20 protein-coding genes and 1 pseudogene are annotated in these 20,559 nt (G+C 62.8%); 14 read left to right on the forward strand and 7 right to left on the reverse strand.

All coding sequences use genetic code 11. The features are described from left to right. Positions 1 to 119: 119 nt before the first annotated feature. Positions 120 to 764, reverse strand: coding sequence for a cysteine hydrolase family protein (locus FJ938_RS00005; protein WP_140690082.1), 645 nt, complete (start codon positions 762 to 764; stop codon positions 120 to 122). A gap of 126 nt (positions 765 to 890) precedes the next feature. Here FJ938_RS00005 and FJ938_RS00010 point away from each other — a divergent pair, with 126 nt between their 5' ends. After that, a complete protein-coding gene (locus tag FJ938_RS00010; protein WP_140610764.1) occupies positions 891 to 1,871 on the forward strand; it encodes a helix-turn-helix domain-containing protein in 981 nt (326 codons plus the stop codon). A gap of 14 nt (positions 1,872 to 1,885) precedes the next feature. Here the strand turns inward: FJ938_RS00010 and FJ938_RS00015 are convergent. Further along, a pseudogene (locus FJ938_RS00015) lies at positions 1,886 to 2,442 on the reverse strand (sugar O-acetyltransferase). A gap of 143 nt (positions 2,443 to 2,585) precedes the next feature. On the opposite strand from FJ938_RS00015, the gene FJ938_RS00020 reads away from it, so the two are divergent. From FJ938_RS00020 to FJ938_RS00045, 6 genes are all read left to right on the forward strand, one after another. After that, positions 2,586 to 3,047 (forward strand): DUF4126 domain-containing protein, encoded by a 462-nt coding sequence (locus tag FJ938_RS00020; protein ID WP_140690084.1) that lies wholly within the window; start codon positions 2,586 to 2,588, stop codon positions 3,045 to 3,047. Then, positions 3,044 to 4,420 (forward strand): FAD-containing oxidoreductase, encoded by a 1,377-nt coding sequence (locus FJ938_RS00025; protein WP_140690086.1) that lies wholly within the window; start codon positions 3,044 to 3,046, stop codon positions 4,418 to 4,420. Before FJ938_RS00020 ends, FJ938_RS00025 begins: the two co-directional genes overlap by 4 nt. Positions 4,421 to 5,173: 753 nt before the next feature. Further along, positions 5,174 to 6,352 (forward strand): MFS transporter, encoded by a 1,179-nt coding sequence (locus FJ938_RS00030; protein WP_140610767.1) that lies wholly within the window; start codon positions 5,174 to 5,176, stop codon positions 6,350 to 6,352. 86 nt (positions 6,353 to 6,438) lie between these two features. Beyond that, positions 6,439 to 7,494 carry a succinylglutamate desuccinylase/aspartoacylase family protein gene (locus tag FJ938_RS00035; protein ID WP_140610768.1) on the forward strand — a complete coding sequence of 352 codons (1,056 nt, stop codon included), beginning with the start codon at positions 6,439 to 6,441 and terminating at the stop codon, positions 7,492 to 7,494. Between the two features lie 231 nt (positions 7,495 to 7,725). Continuing rightward, on the forward strand, positions 7,726 to 9,915 hold the full coding sequence (locus FJ938_RS00040) for an anthranilate synthase (RefSeq protein WP_140610769.1): 2,190 nt from the start codon (positions 7,726 to 7,728) through the stop codon (positions 9,913 to 9,915). A gap of 5 nt (positions 9,916 to 9,920) precedes the next feature. Further along, positions 9,921 to 10,868 (forward strand): cation diffusion facilitator family transporter, encoded by a 948-nt coding sequence (locus FJ938_RS00045; RefSeq protein ID WP_140690088.1) that lies wholly within the window; start codon positions 9,921 to 9,923, stop codon positions 10,866 to 10,868. Between the two features lie 2 nt (positions 10,869 to 10,870). Here FJ938_RS00045 and FJ938_RS00050 read toward each other — a convergent pair whose 3' ends face one another. From FJ938_RS00050 to FJ938_RS00060, 3 genes are all read right to left on the reverse strand, one after another. Next, on the reverse strand, positions 10,871 to 11,257 hold the full coding sequence (locus FJ938_RS00050; RefSeq protein ID WP_140690090.1) for a type II toxin-antitoxin system VapC family toxin: 387 nt from the start codon (positions 11,255 to 11,257) through the stop codon (positions 10,871 to 10,873). Next, positions 11,254 to 11,499, reverse strand: a complete 246-nt coding sequence (vapB, locus tag FJ938_RS00055) for a type II toxin-antitoxin system VapB family antitoxin (protein ID WP_140690092.1) — start codon at positions 11,497 to 11,499, stop codon at positions 11,254 to 11,256. Before vapB ends, FJ938_RS00050 begins: the two co-directional genes overlap by 4 nt. A 68-nt stretch (positions 11,500 to 11,567) precedes the next feature. After that, positions 11,568 to 12,668 (reverse strand): hypothetical protein, encoded by a 1,101-nt coding sequence (locus tag FJ938_RS00060; protein ID WP_140690094.1) that lies wholly within the window; start codon positions 12,666 to 12,668, stop codon positions 11,568 to 11,570. A 100-nt stretch (positions 12,669 to 12,768) separates the two neighbouring features. Between FJ938_RS00060 and FJ938_RS00065 the strand changes: the two genes are divergently transcribed. From FJ938_RS00065 to FJ938_RS00090, 6 genes are all read left to right on the forward strand, one after another. Further along, positions 12,769 to 13,206, forward strand: coding sequence for a DsrE family protein (locus tag FJ938_RS00065; RefSeq protein ID WP_140690097.1), 438 nt, complete (start codon positions 12,769 to 12,771; stop codon positions 13,204 to 13,206). A 61-nt stretch (positions 13,207 to 13,267) separates the two neighbouring features. Then, a complete protein-coding gene (locus tag FJ938_RS00070; protein WP_140690099.1) occupies positions 13,268 to 14,050 on the forward strand; it encodes an SDR family oxidoreductase in 783 nt (260 codons plus the stop codon). A gap of 63 nt (positions 14,051 to 14,113) precedes the next feature. Next, a complete protein-coding gene (locus tag FJ938_RS00075; protein WP_140610774.1) occupies positions 14,114 to 14,422 on the forward strand; it encodes a putative quinol monooxygenase in 309 nt (102 codons plus the stop codon). A gap of 77 nt (positions 14,423 to 14,499) precedes the next feature. After that, positions 14,500 to 14,745, forward strand: coding sequence for a type II toxin-antitoxin system prevent-host-death family antitoxin (locus tag FJ938_RS00080; protein ID WP_140690616.1), 246 nt, complete (start codon positions 14,500 to 14,502; stop codon positions 14,743 to 14,745). Continuing rightward, positions 14,742 to 15,128, forward strand: coding sequence for a type II toxin-antitoxin system VapC family toxin (locus tag FJ938_RS00085; RefSeq protein ID WP_140610776.1), 387 nt, complete (start codon positions 14,742 to 14,744; stop codon positions 15,126 to 15,128). Before FJ938_RS00080 ends, FJ938_RS00085 begins: the two co-directional genes overlap by 4 nt. Positions 15,129 to 15,223: 95 nt before the next feature. Continuing rightward, positions 15,224 to 16,327, forward strand: a complete 1,104-nt coding sequence (locus tag FJ938_RS00090; protein ID WP_140690101.1) for an AbrB family transcriptional regulator — start codon at positions 15,224 to 15,226, stop codon at positions 16,325 to 16,327. Positions 16,328 to 16,350: 23 nt separating this feature from the next. On the opposite strand, the gene FJ938_RS00095 is transcribed toward FJ938_RS00090, so the two are convergent. Next, positions 16,351 to 17,127 carry an alpha/beta hydrolase-fold protein gene (locus FJ938_RS00095; protein WP_140610791.1) on the reverse strand — a complete coding sequence of 259 codons (777 nt, stop codon included), beginning with the start codon at positions 17,125 to 17,127 and terminating at the stop codon, positions 16,351 to 16,353. 5 nt (positions 17,128 to 17,132) lie between these two features. After that, positions 17,133 to 18,299 (reverse strand): ATP-grasp domain-containing protein, encoded by a 1,167-nt coding sequence (locus FJ938_RS00100; protein WP_140690103.1) that lies wholly within the window; start codon positions 18,297 to 18,299, stop codon positions 17,133 to 17,135. Positions 18,300 to 18,810: 511 nt separating this feature from the next. Between FJ938_RS00100 and leuA the strand changes: the two genes are divergently transcribed. Continuing rightward, entirely contained in the window at positions 18,811 to 20,487 is a 1,677-nt protein-coding gene (gene leuA, locus FJ938_RS00110) for a 2-isopropylmalate synthase (protein WP_181168980.1), read from the forward strand. The last annotated feature ends 72 nt before the right edge of the window (positions 20,488 to 20,559 follow it).

Consider the following 20,559-nt stretch of genomic DNA (forward strand, 5'->3'; position numbering starts at 1 on the left):
TTCAGGGGCGGGTCGCTTCAACATGACCCAGTGAATCAAAAACCCCCGGCAAATGCCAGGGGTTTGTCAGCAGTCTGAGGGCGCCGGGTGGCGCCCTTTTTTCATTCGGGACGACCCGTCTACGCGGCGTTGCGCGCCAGTGCCCGCTGGTTCGATGCATAGATCGTATCACGCTCCGGCAAAGCGCCCGTCTTCAGGCATTCGATCCATTCGGCGGTCTTCAGCACCGCCGCGAAGCGCGACTGCAGGATGATCGTGATCACGCGGTGGATCTCCTCGGCCGAGGCATAGCCGGCGCTGTTGGCGTAGGACACCGAACCGGCCGCATCGGACAGGAACTCGACCGCAAAGCCCATATGCACGGCATGGATGATGGTCGACAGGTCGCAATTGTGCGTCATGTAGCCGACGACCGTGATCGTATCGATGACATTGGCCCTTAGCCATTCCTCAAGGTCGGTGCCGGTGAAGGCCGATGGCAGCATCTTCTCGACATAGTGGTCACGGCCGCGCCGTGCGATTTCGGGATGCAGTTCGCCGCCATGGCTGCCCTTGGCGAAGACCGGTGACGTCTCGGGCGCCATCTGCTTGACGACGACCACCTTGATACCGGCCGCTGCCGCCGCGTCCATCGCACGCGCCACATTGACGACGCTGTCAGGGAATGGCGGATGCTGGATGGCGAGATTGCCACCATCATAGTCGTTCTGGACGTCGATGACGACGAGCGCGCGGCGCGGCGTTGCGGTGGCAGGGTCAGACATGGTGTTTTCCTTTCCGGCTTGAATGCGATGACCGAAAATAGGCAGGTCGCCGAGCTGCCAAAAGTGGCCCAATTGACATCATCCGAAAGAATTGGGACAATCTGCATTCAACTGTCGGAATTGCGCATGACCGCCCCGATCATTGCCGTGCTTGCCTTCGATGGCATCAGCCCGTTCCATCTCTCCGTGCCATGCCTGGTGTTCGGCGCCGACCGCACCAGGCTCGGCCTGCCGCGCTTCGACTTCCGCGTCTGCGGGGTCGAGGACGGGTTGATCCGGACCGATGCCGGGCTGAGCATTGTTGTGCCGCACGGGCTGTCCGCGCTCGACGATGCCGATATCATCGTCATCCCAAGCTGGAAGGATCTGGAAGCCCCGCTGGCCAGGCAGCTCCACGAAGCGCTCGGCCGCGCGCACCGGCGCAGGGCGCTGATTGTCGGCCTCTGTCTCGGCACCTTTGCCATCGCCGCCGCCGGCCTGCTTTCGGGACGGAAAGCAACCACGCACTGGGCCTATACGGACCAGCTGCGGGACCTGCACCCCGACATTTCAGTCGATGCGGATGTGCTCTATGTGGATGAAGGCGACATTGTCACCTCCGCCGGCGTCGCCGCTGGGCTGGACTGCTGTCTGCATATCGTGCGCGCCCGTTACGGCGCCGAGGCGGCGCTGCGGCTCGCCCGGCACGTCGTCCTCTCCCCGCACCGGCAGGGCGGGCAGGCGCAGTTTATCGAACGCCCCGTGGCAAGAAGCGCGAACGCCGACCGCTTCACCGGGGCTCTCGACGCGGTGCGCGCCACGCTCGGCGAGGCGCACAGTCTCGACAGCGTCGCCGAAGCCGCCGGCTTGACCCGGCGCACCTTCACCCGCCGCTTCCAGAAATCGACCGGCACCAGCTTCGGCGACTGGCTGACCAGCCAGCGCATCGAACTGGCGCAGCGGTTGCTGGAAGCCACGGAAAAATCGATGGACATGGTGGCCTTCGAGGCCGGCTTCGGCAGCGCCACATCGCTGCGCCAGCACTTTGCTGCAAGGCTCAGGACGTCGCCAGCGCAATACCGGCGGGAATTCTCAAGGCGGGCTGACGGGCAGATATCGCATGCCTGATTGGTTGAGGAGATTCAGCCACGCTCGACCGGTCGCGCCGGGTTGCCAACGACGGTCGCATTGGCAGGCACGTAGCGCGTCACCACAGCGCCCGCGCCGACGATGGCGCCTTCGCCGATACTGACGCCGCCGAGGATGACGGCGCTGCCGCCGATCCAGGCTCGGCGCCGATCTCGACCGGCCTGGCGATCTCCAGCCCGGCTCGCCGCCCGGCCGCGTGCCTGTGATGCTCGGCGCAATAGATCTGCACATTGGGGCCAAGCAGCGTTCCCTTGCCGATGCGCACGCTTGCCGTGTCGAGGATAGTGCAGCCGGCATTGAGGAAGACGCCATTGCCGAGGAAGATGTTGAAGCCGTAGGCGCAGTGGAACGGCGCCTCGACGCGGGCACCCTCGCCCACGCCGCCGAGCAGTGCCATCAAGCCCGGCCCGAGATTGCCGCGCAGTCGCGGCGGCAGCGAATTGTGCTCGAACAATGCGTCACGCGCCGTGACGCGCAGACTCTCCAGTTCGCCATCCAGGCAGGTGTACCATTCGCCATCGGCCATCTTGCCGCGCTCACTTTCGGACATGGCGATATCTCCTCTTCGAATTGCAGCCAAAGCACAGTCGGTTCCGACGGGAAAACACCAAGGTCTATATCGCAGCTGGTCAAATACCCGGCTATGGTGGCGTGTCTTTGCCGGACAGCCTGTCCGGCATTTGAGGGGGAATCATGCTGTACATACTTGCACTTCTGATCGGCGTCATTGCCGGTCTTCGCGCCATGACCGCGCCGGCCACTGTTGCTTGGGGCGCGTATCTCGGCTGGCTGCCGGTCGCCGGCACGTGGGCCAGCTTCATGAGCCATTGGGCCGCCGTCGGCATCTTCACCATCCTGGCCATTGTCGAGCTCATCACCGACCAGTTGCCGTCGACGCCGAGCCGCAAGGTGCCGCAGCAATTCGGCGCCCGTATTTTGCTTGGCGCCTTCAGCGGCTCGGTGATCGGCGCGACCGGCGGCGCCACCATCGTCTGCCTGTTCGCCGGCGTCATTGGCGCGGTCATCGGTACGCTGGGCGGTGCCGAGGCGCGTGGCCGGCTGGTCGCCGCCTTCGGCAAGGATCCGCCCGCCGCCTTCATCGAGGACGCGGTGGCGATCATCGGCGGCCTGCTGATCGTGGCGGCGGTGGCATGACGACGAAAACCTTCGACGCCATTGTCATCGGCGCAGGACAGGCAGGCCCTTCGCTAGCCGGCCGGCTGAACGCGGCGGGCATGAGCGTCGCGCTGATCGAGCGCAAGCTGATCGGCGGCACCTGCGTGAACACCGGCTGCATGCCGACCAAGACCATGGTGGCCAGCGCCTATGCCGCGCATCTCGCCCGCCGCGCCGCCGATTACGGCGTGACGCTCTCCGGCCCCGTCGCGGTCGATTATGCCAGAATCAAGGCGCGCAAGGACAAGGTGACGATCGACGCCCGCACCAATCTGGAGACGTGGATCGCCGGCATGAAGGGCTGTACGCTCTATCGTGGCCATGCGCGTTTCGAATCCGCCAACACGGTGCGCGTCGGCGACGACCTTCTGACCGCCGAAAAGATCTTCCTCAACACCGGCGGCCGCGCCGCGGTGCCCGACCTGCCCGGTGTCCATGACATCGACTATCTGACCAATTCGTCGATGATGGACCTCGATGTGCTCCCGCGCCATCTCATCGTCGTCGGCGGCAGCTACATCTCGCTCGAATTCGCGCAGATGTTCCGCCGCTTTGGCTCCGAAGTGACGGTGATCGAAAAGGCCTCCCGGTTGACCGGCCGCGAGGACGAGGACGTCTCGGCCGCCATCCTGTCGATCCTCGAAAACGAGGAGATCGAGGTTCATCTCGGCGCCGACGAAATCGCCTTTGCCAAGCAAGGCAAGGATATCGCCGTGACCTTCTCGGCCGGCAAGCCACCTGCTGTCGGCTCGCATGTGCTGCTGGCGATCGGACGCGTGCCCAACACCGACGATCTCGGCTTGGACAAAGCCGGCGTCGCGGTCGACACACGTGGCTTCGTCATCGTCGACGACCAGTTGCGCACCAGCGTGCCCGGCATCTGGGCGATGGGCGACTGCAACGGCAAGGGCGCCTTCACCCACACCTCCTACAACGACTATGAGATCGTCGCCGCCAACCTATTGGACAACGACCCACGTAAGGTCAGCGACCGCATCGAGGCCTATGCGCTCTACATCGACCCGCCGCTCGGCCGCTGCGGCATGACCGAAGCAGCCGTGAAGAAATCCGGACGCCGCGCGCTGGTCGGCCAGCGGCCGATGACCCGCGTCGGCCGCGCCGTCGAAAAGGGCGAGACGCAAGGGTTCATGAAGATCCTGGTCGATGCTGACACCAGGCAGATTCTCGGCTGTTCGGTGCTTGGCCCCGGCGGCGACGAAGCGGTGCATTGCGTGCTCGACCTGATGTACGCCAAAGCGCCCGTCGACACCTTGGCGCGCGCCGTGCACATCCATCCCAATGTCTCGGAACTGCTGCCGACGATAGCGCAGGAGCTGAAACCGCTGGTCTGACAATCCTCTACAGGCATCAATTCTATCTAGTTGAGCATCATTGGACCAAGTGCGGTAAGCTGAAGAGTCGCAACGGTCACGACCCATGCTCTTCGTAAGGGGCTCCATATATCAAATTGGCACCCCCGATGTTGTTAATGTGATTTACACGGTAGATTTTCTATAAAGGGCTTTATGTATGTTCTTCATTTTAAGGAAATCCAATTTAAATGCAGAACGAACTTACGGGGTTTTATAGCGATATTCGGCTTGATATCGTTAATTTTTTTAGTATTGCTAGGAGGAACGATCGATAATAAAAATTTATTTCGCAGAATCATAGTCGTGTATGCGCTAGTCGGGTATTACCTTGCGTATGTTAGTTCGAAACACTACAATTCTAGACAATACATGCCTTTAAAAATGCCAAACAAAATGATGTTTTTAATTTCATTTTCCTTTATATGTTCGTTTTCGGCGTTAATATACATTTCCATGAAAACCTACGTTAATATGACGTGTGGATTTATTATGGTTTCTTTATGTCTGATTAGCTATTCATTTTTTGTAGATATGCTTTTCATCTGGAGAGGGAGCAACCAAGAGTTCCGTTGATTTTTTGCAACGTGCTGAGGAATAGCCTGACGGTACGACTCCGGCCGAAAATGCGGCGAGCTGTCGGCTTTCTGCATTGCTGCATTGCGGCAATGTCTGTTGCGTCCCCCAGCGATCCTCGCGCAATCTGAAATTGAACCGATTCAGTCTGGACGCCACATGCCGTTGCCGATCCTTGCGCTTGCCATTGCGTCCTTCTGCATCGGCACCACCGAATTCGTCATCATGGGCCTGCTGCCGGAGGTCGCCGCCGACCTTGGCGTGACGATCCCGGCCGCCGGACTGCTGGTCACCGGCTATGCGCTGGGCGTCGTCTTCGGCGCGCCCATCGTGGCGATGGCCACCGCGCATCTGCCGCGCAAGCCGGTGCTGGTCGGGCTGGCCGCTTTGTTCGTCCTCGGCAATCTGTTCTGCGCCATAGCGCCCAATTACTGGCTGCTGATGGCGGCACGCGTCTTCACCGCCTTCGGCCACGGCGCCTTCTTCGGCATCGGCTCTGTCGTCGCCGCAAGCCTGGTGCCGCGCAACAAGCGAGCCAGCGCCATTGCGCTGATGTTTGCGGGGCTGACGCTCGCCAACATCCTCGGCGTTCCGGCCGGCACGGCGCTGGGCGAGGCCTTCGGCTGGCGCGCCACCTTCCTGGCCGTGGTCGGCATCGGCCTGATCTCGGTCGCTGCCATCGCCTTGCTGGTGCCGTCAGACGTCACTGAACCGAGCGGCGGCGGCCTGCGCGCTGAAGTCCGTGTGCTGGGCAAGCTGCAGGTGTGGCTGGCGATGCTGATCGCGGCGTTGACCTCGGCCAGCCTTTTTGCCGTCTTCACCTATATCAAACCCTACCTCACCGATGTGTCGGGCCTGTCGACCTCGGCGGTCACCTGGGTACTGCTGCTGTTCGGCGCCGGAATGACCATCGGCAACATCATCGGCGGCAGGCTGGCCGACTGGAAGCTGATGCCGACCGTGATCGGCACGCTGCTTTTAATGGCGCTGCTCTTCGTCTGCTTCATGCAGTTCGGCGCGATCGCCTCTGTTGCCATCGGCATTGTCTTCCTGTGGGGCCTGCTCATCTTCGTCGTGGTGCCGCCGCTGCAGATCCGCGTCGTCGAGGCGGCATCAGAGGGACCAAACCTTGCCGCCACCCTGAACCAGGGCGCCTTCAATGTCGGCAATGCCGGCGGCGCCTGGATCGGCGGCGTGGCTCTTTCCGCCGGCGTGTCCTATGCCAATCTGCCGCTGGTCGGCGCGGTGCTCGCTCTGCTGGCGGTCGCCGTGGCGGTGCTTTCGCAGGCACTGGACCGGCGCGCGCCGGTCGCCGCCCTTCAGCCTGCCGCCGAATAACCACTTGCGCCCATAGCGCGGCGGGCTGGACCAATCGACATCGGCACCTTCAATGGGCATGTCTTCTCACTCTGATGGAGGACGTCATGCAGAGATCGATCGAACGCATCGCCGGCGACAGCGAGGGCGTTTCCTACGAATTCCCGGTGTTCCGCTTCGCCGGATCCGACAGGGCCGCACCTTCGGCCTATCTGCAGGCAGCCCTCCATGCCGGCGAACTGCCGGGCGTCGTCGCCATCGACGCCTTGATGCCGGCGCTGAACAAGGCCGAGGCCGAAGGCCGCATCAGGGGCAACATTACCATCGTCCCCTGGGCCAACCCGATCGGCCGCGCGCAATATCATTTCGGCGAGCACCAGGGCCGCTTTCACCTGGGCACCCGCACCAACTTCAACCGCGGCTTTCCGCTGCTCCCGGCACCGGATGCCGCCCTCTTGCCCAACACCATCCTTGGCGGCGCCGACCAGCGGCTGAAGTCACGCCTGGTGCAGCTATCGCTCGGCCACGACATCGTGCTCGACCTGCATTGCGACGACGAGGGTCTTGCCTATCTCTACATCCACACCAGCCTATGGCCAGCCATGGCCGATTGCGCCGCCGCCATGGGCGTCGACGCGGTGGTGCTGTGGAGCGAGGACACTGACGGCACCTTCGAGGGCGCCTCCATCATGCCTTACCAGAACGCGCCCGCCGGCGTGGCGAAATTCGACCGCCGCGTCGCCACCACGGTCGAATATCGCGGCATCCTCGATGTCGATGGCGCGCTCGCCGCAGCCGACGCCGAAGGGCTCTACCGCCTGCTCGTCGCGCGCGGCGTGGTCGCCGACAAGGCCCTGCCCGCTCCAGCTTCCTTCAAAGGTGCCGTCGCTCCGCTTGAAAACATCGACATGATGCCGGCGCCCCGCTCCGGTGCCGTCCTCTACGACGTCAAGCCCGGCGACCGCGTGGCTAGGGGAGCACGTCTCGCCACCATCATCCATGCGCCGGGCGAAGCCGATGGCCGCACGGAAGTCTTCGCGCCGCAGGACGGCATCATCCTGACCCGCCGCTCGCGCCGCATCATCCGCGCTGGCGAGGATCTGCTGAAATTGGTCGGCGACAGAAAGAGCGCCGACGCAAGGTCGGGCACTCTGGAGGATTAAGGCCGGGCGCCTTCGCACCGAATCCAGTTGCGTGGCCACTCAATCGCCGCTATGGGAATCCCATGAACATGCGTTCGACCAAGACCATTTGGTGGTGGGCCTGCTGACAGCGGCCTGTTCGAACGCGTGCGCGTGAAAAGAGAGGGTGGCCGCAACGGAATGTCCGGGCGGCCATTTGTTTTTTAAAGCCATTCCCGGGTCCGTTGCCCCAAGTAGCTGATGGAGACGGCAATGACGATGCAGGTTCTGGAAAACGGCGCTGAACGCTTCGTAACCGCGGGTGGCGTCACCATTACCCGCGAACGCCACGACCGACCTTATGAAGGTGCGATCGACGCCTATGTCGACGGGCTGAATGCGCGCCGCGGCGCGGTGTTCTCCTCCAATTACGAATATCCCGGCCGCTACACGCGCTGGGACACCGCCATTATCGATCCGCCTTTGGTGATCTCCGCCCGCGGCCGCGCCATGCGCATCGAGGCGCTGAACAGCCGTGGCGAGGCGCTGCTGCCGGTCATCGGCAAGACGCTCGGCGCTCTCTCCGAGGTCACGATTGCCGAGACTTCGAAAAGGCTGATCCGCCTCGACGTTGCCAAGCCCGGCCGTGTCTTCACCGAGGAAGAGCGCAGCCGCGTTCCCTCCGTCTTCACCGTGCTGCGCGCCATCACGGCCTTGTTCAAGACCGCCGAGGACGCCAATCTCGGCCTCTACGGTGCCTTCGGCTACGACCTCGCCTTTCAGTTCGACCCGGTCGACCACACCCTCGTCCGCAAGGAAAGCCAGCGCGACCTGGTGCTGTTCCTGCCTGACGAGATCCTGGTCGTCGACCATTATTCGGCCAAGGCCTGGACCGACCGCTACGATTATTCGGGCGAAGGCTTTTCGACCGAAGGCCTGCCGCGCGATGCGGTGGCCGAGCCGTTCAAGACCGCCGACCGCATCCCGCCGCGTGGCGATCATGAGCCGGGCGAATACGCCAATCTGGTCCGCCGCGCGATGGAGAGCTTCAAGCGCGGCGACCTGTTCGAGGTGGTGCCCGGCCAGATGTTCTACGAGCGCTGTGAGACGCAGCCGTCCGAGATTTCGCGCAAGCTGAAGTCGATCAACCCCTCGCCCTATTCCTTCTTCATCAATCTGGGCGAAGGCGAATATCTGATCGGCGCCTCGCCGGAGATGTTCGTGCGCGTCAACGGCCGCCGCGTCGAGACCTGCCCGATCTCCGGCACCATCAAGCGCGGCGACGACGCCATCTCGGACTCCGAGCAGATCATCAAGCTGCTCAATTCCAAGAAGGACGAATCCGAGCTGACAATGTGCTCGGATGTCGACCGCAACGACAAGTCGCGCGTCTGCGACCCAGGCTCGGTGCGCGTCATCGGCCGGCGCCAGATCGAGATGTATTCGCGCCTGATCCATACCGTGGATCATATCGAAGGGCGCCTGCGCGAAGGCATGGACGCCTTTGACGCGTTTCTCTCGCACGCCTGGGCGGTCACTGTCACCGGCGCGCCGAAATTGTGGGCCATGCGCTTCATTGAGCAGAACGAGAAGAGCCCGCGCGCCTGGTATGGCGGTGCGATCGGCATGGTCAACTTCAACGGCGACATGAACACGGGGCTCACGCTGCGCACCATCCGCATCAAGGACGGCATCGCCGAGGTGCGTGCCGGCGCCACGCTGCTTTTCGACAGCATTCCCGAGGAAGAAGAAGCCGAAACCGAACTGAAGGCATCCGCCATGCTCTCCGCCATCCGCGACGCCAAATCGGGCAATTCGACCAGCACCGAGCGCACCACCGCGCGCGTCGGCGACGGCGTCAACATCCTGCTCGTCGACCACGAGGATAGCTTCGTCCACACGCTGGCCAACTACTTCCGCCAGACCGGCGCCAACGTCTCGACCGTCCGCTCGCCGGTGCCGGAGGAAGTGTTCGAGCGGCTGAAGCCCGACCTTGTGGTGCTGTCGCCCGGTCCCGGCACGCCGAAGGACTTCGATTGCGCCGCGACCATCAAGAAGGCCAGAGCCCGCGACCTGCCGATCTTCGGCGTCTGCCTTGGCCTGCAGGCGTTGGCCGAAGCCTATGGCGGCGAACTGCGGCAGTTGCATATTCCCATGCACGGCAAGCCGTCGCGCATCCGCGTCTCCAAGCCGGGCATCATCTTCTCCGGCCTGCCCAAGGAAGTCACCGTCGGCCGCTATCACTCGATCTTCGCCGATCCGGTGCGCCTGCCCGATGACTTCATGGTCACGGCCGAAACGGAGGATGGCGTCATCATGGCCTTCGAGCACCGCAAGGAGCCGATCGCCGCGGTGCAGTTCCACCCGGAATCGATCATGACGCTCGGCCACAATGCCGGCATGCGCATCATCGAGAACATCGTCGCCCACCTGCCGCGCAAAGCCAAGGAAAAGGCAGCCTGACCTCGATGGCCGAAGCCGAGAACTCGGTGGCGATCGCTGCCAGGGAGGCCGCGAAGCGCAAGGTCGCAAACCTTGCCTTCTGGTCGATCGTGGTCGCCTTTGTCGTGCTCGCGCTGAAAGCAGCCGCCTGGTACATCACCGGCTCCGTCGCGCTCTATTCCGACGCGCTGGAATCCATCGTCAACGTCATTGCTTCGGTCGCCGCCTTCTGGGCGATCCAGGTCAGCTACAAGCCGGCCGACCAGGACCATCCGTTCGGCCATCACAAGGCCGAATATTTCTCGGCCGTGCTGGAAGGCGTGCTGATCGTGCTGGCCGCGCTTCTGATCCTCAACGAAGTCTGGCGCTCCTGGCAGGCACCCGCGCCGCTCGAACAGCCCTGGGAAGGTCTTGCCGTCAACGGCGTCGCCACTGTCATCAATGCCTTCTGGGCCTGGACGCTGATCCGTGCCGGCAGGACCGAGAAGTCGCCAGCGCTGGTCGCCGACGGCAATCACATCATGACCGACGTGGTGACCTCGATCGGCGTCTTCGGCGGCCTGGTCGGGGCGATCCTGACCGGTTGGCGGATCCTCGATCCGGCGCTGGCCGTCATCGTCGCGCTCAATATCCTGTGGCAGGGCTGGCATGTCATCGGCTCGTCGATGAACGGCCTGATGGACCGCGCCGTCGACACAACGGAAAACATGCGCATCCGCGACATCATCTCGTCCAATTGCAAGGGCGCGCTGGAGGTGCATGATCTCAAGACCCGCATCGCCGGCCGTGCCACCTTCATCGAATTCCATCTGGTTGTCGACGCCGACATGTCGGTCGGCGCCAGCCATGTCATCTGCGACCGCATCGAGGATGCGCTGAAGGCCGAGATCCCCTCCGTGCGGGTGACCATCCATGTCGAGCCCGACGACGAAGCCAAGCTGCCGAAGGGCACGACGGCGGTGCCCTTCGCCTAAATTCACCACGTCTCCAGTGAGAGAGCCTTGATCCGCTCGAATTCCCGGACATTGCGGGTTATCAGGGTTAGTCCTCTGGCGCGCGCCTGGCCCGCGATCAAAACATCATAGGGCCCAATGGGGGTTCCGAAAGCCGCTAGCATCGCGCGAATTTCACCGGCATGTCTTGCGTCTTCATGGTCGAACTCAATTACCGGAAACCGAAGCGCTTCAATTCGCTCCAGATTGCCAGCTTGTTGCTGACTCTTGTAAGCGCCATAGTACAGTTCATGGGCGACAATCGTTGAAAGCGCGTAGTCCTGCGGCCCGTGCCGCTTGAGCCGCTTCAACAAATCCGCGTCTCGTTTTACGACCGCAATAATAGCGTTGGTGTCGAGCAAATAGATCACTTGAATACATCGTCGAGAGCCGGCCGCACCTGTTCAGCAGGTTGCTCCGAAACAGCCTCGACAAAATCGTCGTCCACCGGTCCGGTGAGTTGGTCGAGCCATGCCCAGTCTTGCGCCAGCGGTTCGAGAATAACAGTTTTCCCGTGGCGCCGAATTGAAACCTCGTCGGTTTCGAAACGGAATTCCTTCGGCAAGCGTATCGCTTGCGAACGACCCGACCAGAATACCTTTGCCTTTTCCATCACTCTATTCCTCAGATGAGATATAGCAAAGATATATGCCATCGGAGCACCGTAGACAAGATGGGCGGTTATGGCGCACAGGCCGATTGCGGCATTGCCTCCAGCCGGTAGACCTTGTCGTCCGATTTCGTCTTGCCGTCGGCGGCCTTCGAGCAAAGATCGACGACCGCCAGGCTGCTATTGGGATTGGCCAGCATCATCGTGCCGTTGGCGCCGCGCTTGAGGAAGATTTCCTTTTGCGCGATGTCGCAGGAGAAATTACTCATCTTCGAGCTCGCGGCACAACGCCACTGGTTGGCCTCGCCCTGGCAGGAATAGGTCTGTGTGACCTTGCCCGACTTCTCCCTTGTCGTGACAGAAACCGCGATGTCGGCGCCATCCGGCCAGTTGGCCGCGTCCCCGCCCGAAGCGAAGGATGCCAGTTCCACCGGCCCGCGAAACACCCGGATCGATTGCGTCAGCTGGTTGGGATGCGAGGCTAGGTGCGCCGCATCGTAGTCGTGCCCGTAGCAGAAGGCCTGATCGGGCTTCAGCCGCTCGCGCAACGGCGACCCGAGCGCCGGATCGATCGGATCTATGCGCGCGAACTCGGCCTTGCAGGTCGCGGCCGGCATCGGGTCGAGGCGGAAATTGTCGTCCTCCGAGCCGAGCGCCTGCCTGTTGTATTCCGCCGTGCCGAGTTCCTCCTCCGAATCGGCGTCGAGATAGATGTCGGGTTGCAGGTCCGAGAGGATCAGCCGGCCTTTGTCGTCGACCTTCAGCGACGCCAGCGTCCGGTCGCAGTCCATGCCGCAATGGATAGGGCCCGATTTGCCGTCCTCGGACTGGTGGTTGCACCAGCCGCCCGCCCATTGAGGCGCCTTGGCGCCGCGCACGGTGGTGGTGACGAAGCCATTGTAGGAGGTGTCGGAGTGCGCCGGTTCCTCGTTCGGACGGCTGACCGGATCGTGCCCGTAGTAGAAGAAGATCCGCGCCACCTTCTGCTTCGGGTGCGCCTTCAGGTGTGCCGCGTCATAGACATGGCCGAAGCAGGCATCCGCCCCGTTCGGGCTGAGTTCGGTGAGCTTGAGGGCATCATCGGCGCAAGCCGGACCGGAAAGCGCGCCAAGCAGCGCTACGCTCAATCCGGCGGTGAAGACGGCCCTCCAATCCAGCCCCTTGAACGCCATGTGATCCCCCTCGCCTCGACAAGACGCTGCGTCATTTTATGCTAGTATCGCCCCGGGAGCCACGGATTTTGCGGTGGGCCGCCAAGCGGAGGAGGATGCCATGCGCCGGCGCGACATGTTCCGCGCGGTTCTTGCCGGAACCGGAACGTTCCTTGGCCTGCGCGTGGTGCGGGCGGCGGCGACCGAGCCCACAAGGCTCAAGGTCGCCTATCACCTGAGCGACCTCGACAAGGTCAATTTCGTGCTCGGCAACATCAAGAACCACTATGAGGGCACGGGCGGCAAGGTCGACATCGTGCTGGTCGTGCATGGCCCAGCTCTTGCCGCCTTCAAATCGAAAGGCATATCGGCCGCGGTCTCCGGCCGCTTCGCCGGTCTCGTGCAGCAGGGGCTGGAGCCGCAGGCCTGCGCCAACACCATGCATGGCATGGATATTTCTCTGACCGACCTCCTCGAAGGCTTCCATGCCGCCGACAAGGGTGGCGTCGTCAAGCTCGCGGAATTGCAAAGCCAGGGCTATGCCTATCTCAGGCCATAGTGCACAGTCTTGACCATGGGCCGGGAACGACTGGTCCCGTTGAACCTCCGGAGGACCGGCATTGCCCGCCACGACCGCGCTCACCATCCCCGATCTCGCCGGCAAGGCGGTGCTGGTCACCGGTGCCTCGACCGGCATAGGCGCGGCTTTGGTGCTGGCCTACGCCGCTCAGAAGTGCCGGGTAGCGCTGCATTACAATTCGAGCCATGAGGCGGCCGAAAAGCTTGCCAAGACAATCACCGGGAATGGCGGCGAGGTCTTCCTCGCCCAGGGCGATTTCTCCGTTGCCGCCGACGTCGAGCGCGTCGTCGAGGACAGCGCGCGGCACTTCGGGCGCCTTGACGGGCTGGTCAACAATGCCGGTGGCATGCTCGGCCGCGTGCCCTACGCCGAGCAGACCGAGGCGCATTACGATGCGGTCATGGACCTCAACGCGCGTTCGGTGCTGACCGCCTCGCGCAAGGCTATGCCATGGCTGAAGAAGCAAGGTGGCTTCATCATCAACACCTCGTCGATCGCGGCGCGCAATGGAGCGGGCGGCGGCGCCGGCCTCTACGGCTCGGCCAAGGCCTTCGTCTCCAACGTGACGCGCGGCATGGCCAAGGAACTGATCGGTTTCGGCATCCGGGTCAACGCTGTGGCGCCGGGCACGATCCTCACACCCTTCCATGAGCGCTATTCGACCGGCGAGCAGATGAAGGGCATGGTGGCCACCATTCCGCAAGGACGCGCCGGCACCGCGGAGGACTGCGTCGGCGCCTATCTGTTCCTCTCATCCGATCTCCTGAGCGGCTACATCACCGGCCAGGTGATCGAGGTGAATGGCGGCCAGTTGATGCCGTGACCGGCTATCTGCATACTGGCGACCCGCATACTCTTGTCGGAGACTTCAAAGGGAGGCAACAGAATGTACGGACTGATCGGCAAGATGCGGGCGTCGCGCGGCAAGCGCGACGCGGTCATGGAGGTCCTGCGTGCCAGCACCGGCGCCCTGCCCGGCTGCCTGAGTTATATCATCGCCACCGACCCGGCCGATGCCGATGCGATCTGGGTCACCGAAGTGTGGACGGATCAGACAAGCCACAAGGCCTCGCTGCAACTGCCCGAGGTCCAGGCGGCCATCGCCAAGGCGCGCCCCTTCATCGCCGGCTTCGAGTTCCAGGTGGAGACCCACCCCGTCGGCGGCTTCGGGTTGGTCGACGGCAAGACGGGCTGATCTTAAGGGGAGGCTACTTGCAGCACGCACAGAAAAGACTAAGTTCTGTGGACTAAGTCTGTTGGGAGCAGACCGTGATGCAGACCGTGAACATCCACAATGCGAAGACCAATTTGTCGCGTCTCGTTGACCAGGCCGCCAAAGGTGAGCCGTTTATTATCGCCAAGGCAGGCAAGCCGTTGGTTAAAGTCGTGCCCATCGATCAGCCGGCTTCGGCGCAGATACGGCGGGTCGGCTTCATGGCCGGCCGGTTTTCTGTCCCCGACGATTTCGACCGCATGGGCAGTGAGGAGATCGAGCAACTGTTCGGCATCAAGACGTGAAGCTGCTGCTCGACACCCATTTGCTGTTGTGGGCGGCCAGCGAACCGGACCGACTGCCCCTTGCTGCCCTCGCAGAGATTGAAGACCCGTCGAACGAATTGCTGTTCAGCGCTGCCAGCCTGTGGGAAGTGGCGATCAAACGAGGGCTTGGGCGAGACGACTTCACTGTGGACCCGCGCTTACTGAGGCGAGGCCTTTTCGACAACGGCTATCATGAGGTGCCCGTCACCAGCGAGCACGCCGTTGCCGTCGATGGACTTCCGCCGATCCACAGAGACCCCTTCGATCGAATCCTTGTAGCTCAGGCTAATATAGAAGGCATTACCTTGTTGACGACGGACAATATTGTAGCCCGCTACCCGGGCCCTATTCGAAAGCTCTGACCCGGAGCCCCTAGGCAGCAAGGCTGAAGCGCGGAAACATACTCTTTTAGGTATACGGGGTTCGCATTTTTTGTGCCTCGGTCTAAGACCAGACGATGGATTCCTCGCCCGAGCAGCCAATCCCGGACCAGCCCGCCATCGAGCGCATGGCGCGTTTGCGCAGGCCTTGGCAATGGCTGATCCTCCTCGTCATCTCGACCCTGCTCGCCGGCGCGCTCGAATTCGCCGCCTTGCCGGCGGCGCTGCTGATCGGGCCAATGCTGGCGGCCATCGTCACCGGCACCAATGGTGCCACGGTGCGCGTGCCGCGCCTTTTGTTCGGCTCCGCCCAGGCAGTTGTCGGCTGCCTCGTGGCCGCCTCGATCTCGGCCGACATCTTTCCCGTCTTCTACGCCGAGTGGCCGCTGTTTCTCGGCGTGGTGATCGCCACGGTCGCGGCCTCCAGCCTGCTTGGCTGGCTGATCAGCCGTTGGCGCATTCTGCCCGGAACCACCGCCGTCTGGGGCTCCTCGCCGGGTGCCGCCACCGCCATGGTGCTGATGGCCGGGGCCTTCGGTGCCGACCAGCGGCTCGTCGCCTTCATGCAGTATCTGCGTGTCATCTTCGTGTCGATGACGGCGGCTCTCGTCGCCAAGATGTGGGTCGACACGTCGGGCGTCGAAATGCCCCCAGTCGTCTGGTTTCCGCCGATCGATGGGCAGGCCTTCGCCGCCACCATCGGCATCGCGCTGGTCGGCGGGCTGGCGGGAAAGCTGTGCCGGCTGCCCTCGCCGTTTTTCCTCGGCACCTTCATCTTCGGGGCCGTCATCCATCTCGGCCTCGGCGTCGGGATGCAGTTGCCGCCCTGGCTGCTGGCAATCAGCTACGCCATGGTCGGCTGGTCGATCGGGCTGAACTTCACCAGGCCGATCCTGCGCCACGCGACACGCGCGCTGCCACAGATCATCGCCTCGATCGTGGCGCTGATCGCCTTTTGCGGCGGGCTCGCCTTCATCATCAGCCATCTGCTCGGGATCGATCCGCTCACAGCCTATCTGGCGACCAGCCCCGGCGGCATGGACAGCGTGGCCATCATCGCCGCCGCGGCACAGCATGTCGACATCTCCTTCGTCATGGCGCTGCAGTCGGCGCGCTTCCTGATCGTGCTGCTCGTCGGCCCGAGCGTCGCGCGGCTGGTGGCCAGAAGCATCCGGGAATAGGTACCTTCGAGCCGGCCTGGAGTTCAATCCAGCCTGTGCATCAGATCCTCATCCAGCCAGCGGCCGAAGAAATAGACCAGCTGCTTGTGCCACCACGGCCAGTCATGACTGACGTCGCCGCCCCAATAGTCGACCCAGGCGGGAATGGATTTGTGGCGCAGGATCTGTTCGAGCTGGCGCGTCTCCACCAGCATGCGCTCTTCCCAGGCGCCCTGCCCGCAGCAGAAGATCAGCCTGAGCGCCTTCAGCCGGGCCAGCAGCTTCGGGTCGACGATCCCGGGCAGGTAGTCGAGCGGCGAGTTGTAGAAGATGTCGCCCTCCAGCGCCTTGCCGAAGAAATCGCGGGCCGAATAGACGCCCGACAGCGCGATGACGCCGCTGGCCAGTTCCGGAAAGCGGAAGACGAAGTTCGAGGAATGATAGCCGCCCATTGAACAGCCTGAAAACAGTGGCTTCAGCTTGCGCCCACCATTGGCCTGCGCCGCCGTGGCGAGGAACTCCGGCAGTGCCTCCTCGCGCACATAGCGGAAATAGGCCTCATGGCGGCCGATGCGATGCGCCTTATCGGCATGCCTGTCGAAGAAGGATTCCGAATCGATGCCGTCGACTGTAAACAGCTGGATGCGACCGGTGTCGATGAACTCGGCCAGCGCGCCCACCCCGCCGGAATCCTCGAATTGGTAGAACCGCCCCTGCGAGGTCGGAAACACCACCACCGGCCGGCCGGCATGGCCGTAGCGCTTGTATTCCATGTCGCGGCCGAGATTGCGGGCGAAAGCCTTGTGATAGGAGATGTCCATTGGCTTCAAGCCTTTTCCGCGTGGATGAAGGCAACCGCCTCGCGCAGCGCCACCTGATCCTTCGAGCGCATCTGGTAGGCGTAATTTCCCATGGCGCGGCTGAAAACCTCTTCTATCGGTTGATGATGGACGATCTTGTCCTTGTGGGCGGCTAACACGTCCTCATGGCTGTGCAAATAGTGGAGATGCCGCTTGCGGCTGGCATAGGCGGTGAAATACTTGCCCTCATAGGGCCCGCCAGCGGCGTCCTTGACCACCATGTCGGCCCATGCCGCATAGACATCGATATCGAACGTATAGTTGATCGCGTCCGTCATCCAGGCGCCGGGCGGCCGCATGTTGACCTCCAGCGCGATGATCCGATCATCCCGGGTTTCGAACAGCTCTATGTGGAAAAAGCGCTCGCGCACATCGAACGCCTTCAGGATCTTGCGGCCGGCTTCCTCGACCACGGGCCTGATGTGGGGAAAGCAGGTGTAGCTCATGTGCCGGTCCTTGTTGACCACGTCCATGACGCTCTGGTCGTAGCGGTGGCTGGCCGCCAGCACCACTTCGCCATCGCGGTTGACCAGCCCGTCATAGGTCACCACCAGCCCCTCGATGAACTGCTCCATGACGAAGGTCACATCCTCGGGCTTGTCCCGGAAGAACTGGTCGAGCTCCCTGGCATTGGAGATCTTGAAGGTGTTCGAGGCGCCGGAGCCCGAATCCGGCTTTACCACCACGGGATAGCCGACGCGGCGGATGAAGGTCATGGCCCCCGCCCTGTCGGAGCATTTGCGCTGCGCGATGGTCTCGACGCCGCTTTTGCGGAAGAAGGCGCGCATGCGGCTCTTGCGCTTCAAATTCTTCACGAAATCGAGCTTGGTGCCATAGATGTTGAAATCGGTGCGAATGTTGGCTTCCAGCTCCAGCCAATGCTCGTTGAGCGATTCGAACCGGTCGATGCGGCCCCATTTGTGGATGAAATGCCCCATCGCCCGGAACACCGGATCGTAGTCCTCCATGTCGGGGAGGCGATAATATTCCGAAAGCGCCGCTTTGAGCTTGCTGTCCAGCGCCTCGTAGGGCGCGTCGCCGATGCCGAGCACCGTGGCGCCGGCCTTCTTCAGCCGGTCGCAAAAATCGGCGCCGTTGGCGGGAAAATGCGGCGAGAAGAACACGAAATTCATGGACACCCCCCTCTCGACGGCAGAGCACCGCAGCCCCGCCGGCGCTCAAGTCTGGCGCATTTGCGGCGCGCGGGGAAGAGCATCCGCATTAGGAATAATATGCGACGGATGCCGGCCCGCTTGCCTCCCACAGACCACTCCTGTATGAGAACCGCCATGAACACGCGCGCCACCACCGCTTCCCGTCAGACCGGCTTTGCCGGCGAGACCGTGCGCGCGCTGGCCTCGACGCTGCTTCTTCTCGGCCTTATCGGCGATCGCCGGGTTCGCTGAAGGAGCGCCCGGCGGTCGAACCGCCGCGCAAGCGCATGCTCCTTAGCCAGTCTCAAAATTGGCAGTCACATCAAGCGAACGAAAATCTGGTAAAGGCGCCACTCGCCATCAATCCGCCCGAGGCGGATCCGAGGGCCGCCGGGAGAACAAGACGATGAACGCACGAGAAGAGATCCGCTCCGATGCCGCGGTAGCCGGCAACGAGTCAGCCCGGGGCATGACCGAATCAGCCCGGGGCATGTCGGACGCGGCCCACAAATACCAACCCTATCCGACTGTCGGCCTCACCGACCGGACCTGGCCTTCGAAGGTCATCGACAAGGCGCCTATCTGGTGTTCGGTCGACCTGCGCGACGGCAACCAGGCGCTGATCGACCCGATGGGTCATGAGCGCAAGGCGCGCATGTTCGCGCTGCTGCTCGACATGGGTTTCAAGGAGATCGAGATCGGCTTCCCCTCGGCCTCGCAGACCGATTTCGACTTCGCGCGCTGGTGCATCGAGGAAGGCAACGTCCCCGCCGACGTGTCGCTGCAGGTGCTGGTGCAATGCCGGCCCGAGCTGATCACCCGTACTTTCGAAGCGCTCAAGGGCGCCACCAACCCGATCGTGCATTTCTACAATGCGACCAGCGAATTGCAGCGCCGCGTAGTCTTCGAGAAGGACGTCGGCGGCATCAAGCGCATCGCCACCGATGCGGCCAAGATGATCACCGACATGGCGGCCAAGGCCGGCGGCGGCTATCGCTTCGAATATTCGCCGGAGAGCTTCACCGGCACCGAACTCGAGGTCGCGCTGGAGATCTGCAACGCCGTCACCGAGATCGTCAGGCCGACACCAGACAACAAGCTGATCGTCAACCTGCCGTCGACGGTCGAGATGTCGACGCCCAATGTCTATGCCGACCGCATCGAATGGATGTGCCGCAATCTCGACAACCGCGAAAACCTGATCATCTCGCTGCATCCGCACAATGATCGCGGCACCGGCATCGCCACCACCGAACTCGGCCTGATGGCCGGCGCCGACCGCGTCGAAGGCACGCTGTTCGGCAATGGCGAGCGCACCGGCAATGTCGACATCGTCACGCTGGCGCTCAACATGTACACGCAAGGCGTCGATCCGGGCATCGACTGTTCCGACATCAACCGGATGAAGGACGTCTATGAATATTCGAACCAGCTGAAGATCCCCGAGCGCCATCCCTATGTCGGCGAACTCGTCTACACGGCGTTTTCCGGCTCGCACCAGGACGCCATCAACAAGGGCATGAAGGCCCTGAAGAAGGCCAACACCAGCCTGTGGGAAGTGCCTTACCTGCCGATCGACCCGGCCGATGTCGGCCGCAGCTACGAGGCCATCATTCGCATCAACTCGCAGTCCGGCAAGGGCGGCATCGCCTATGTGCTGCAGGCCGATTACGGCCTCAACCTGCCGCGTAACCTGCAGATCGAGTTCAGTCAGGCGATCCAGGCGATCACCGATGCCGAGGGCAAGGAGGTTCCGGCCAAGCGCATTTATGAGCGCTTCCTCGAGACCTATGTCGACCAGCCGGGCGCGCGCCTGAAATTCCTCGACCACCACACCTATCCCGACACCGAGGTGAAGGGCCGGCGGGTGGTCGAGGCGGTCATCCTCGACAACGGCAAGGAGGTGACCATCACCGGCACCGGCACCGGCCCGATCGATGGCTTCGTCGACGCGCTGTCGCGCCATGTCGGCGTCGAAATGTCGGTGCTCGACTATTCCGAACACTCGATGCAGCGCGGCTCCAATGCCTCGGCCATCTCCTATGTCGAGATGGAATATCCCGGGGGCAAATTGTTCGGCGCAGGCATCAACACCAACATTGTCGCAGCCTCGCTGGAAGCGGTGATGTCGGCCGCCAACCGTATCGTGAGCCGCAAGGCAGGATAGCGTCCGCCAATGAGCGGCGCGAGAAGCCGAACCCGGCCTCTCGCCGCTGTTTTCCAAGCCCAAACAAGGCTT

The sequence above is a fragment of the Mesorhizobium sp. B2-4-14 genome (assembly GCF_006442155.1).
Classification (GTDB): Bacteria; Pseudomonadota; Alphaproteobacteria; order Rhizobiales; family Rhizobiaceae; genus Mesorhizobium.

Bases quoted from the DNA above. Each gene is read 5' to 3' on its own strand.
- FJ938_RS00035 (WP_140610768.1), top strand. From the start codon at position 6,439: ATGCAGAGATCGATCGAACGCATCGCCGGCGACAGCGAGGGCGTTTCC.
- FJ938_RS00040 (WP_140610769.1), top strand. From the start codon at position 7,726: ATGACGATGCAGGTTCTGGAAAACGGCGCTGAACGCTTCGTAACCGCG.
- vapB (WP_140690092.1), bottom strand. From the start codon at position 11,499: ATGGAAAAGGCAAAGGTATTCTGGTCGGGTCGTTCGCAAGCGATACGC.
- FJ938_RS00005 (WP_140690082.1), bottom strand. From the start codon at position 764: ATGTCTGACCCTGCCACCGCAACGCCGCGCCGCGCGCTCGTCGTCATC.
- FJ938_RS00045 (WP_140690088.1), top strand. From the start codon at position 9,921: ATGGCCGAAGCCGAGAACTCGGTGGCGATCGCTGCCAGGGAGGCCGCG.
- FJ938_RS00060 (WP_140690094.1), bottom strand. From the start codon at position 12,668: ATGGCGTTCAAGGGGCTGGATTGGAGGGCCGTCTTCACCGCCGGATTG.
- FJ938_RS00100 (WP_140690103.1), bottom strand. From the start codon at position 18,299: ATGAATTTCGTGTTCTTCTCGCCGCATTTTCCCGCCAACGGCGCCGAT.
- FJ938_RS00095 (WP_140610791.1), bottom strand. From the start codon at position 17,127: ATGGACATCTCCTATCACAAGGCTTTCGCCCGCAATCTCGGCCGCGAC.
- FJ938_RS00065 (WP_140690097.1), top strand. From the start codon at position 12,769: ATGCGCCGGCGCGACATGTTCCGCGCGGTTCTTGCCGGAACCGGAACG.
- FJ938_RS00010 (WP_140610764.1), top strand. From the start codon at position 891: ATGACCGCCCCGATCATTGCCGTGCTTGCCTTCGATGGCATCAGCCCG.
- FJ938_RS00090 (WP_140690101.1), top strand. From the start codon at position 15,224: ATGGATTCCTCGCCCGAGCAGCCAATCCCGGACCAGCCCGCCATCGAG.
- FJ938_RS00080 (WP_140690616.1), top strand. From the start codon at position 14,500: ATGCAGACCGTGAACATCCACAATGCGAAGACCAATTTGTCGCGTCTC.
- FJ938_RS00020 (WP_140690084.1), top strand. From the start codon at position 2,586: ATGCTGTACATACTTGCACTTCTGATCGGCGTCATTGCCGGTCTTCGC.
- FJ938_RS00075 (WP_140610774.1), top strand. From the start codon at position 14,114: ATGTACGGACTGATCGGCAAGATGCGGGCGTCGCGCGGCAAGCGCGAC.
- leuA (WP_181168980.1), top strand. From the start codon at position 18,811: ATGTCGGACGCGGCCCACAAATACCAACCCTATCCGACTGTCGGCCTC.
- FJ938_RS00025 (WP_140690086.1), top strand. From the start codon at position 3,044: ATGACGACGAAAACCTTCGACGCCATTGTCATCGGCGCAGGACAGGCA.
- FJ938_RS00030 (WP_140610767.1), top strand. From the start codon at position 5,174: ATGCCGTTGCCGATCCTTGCGCTTGCCATTGCGTCCTTCTGCATCGGC.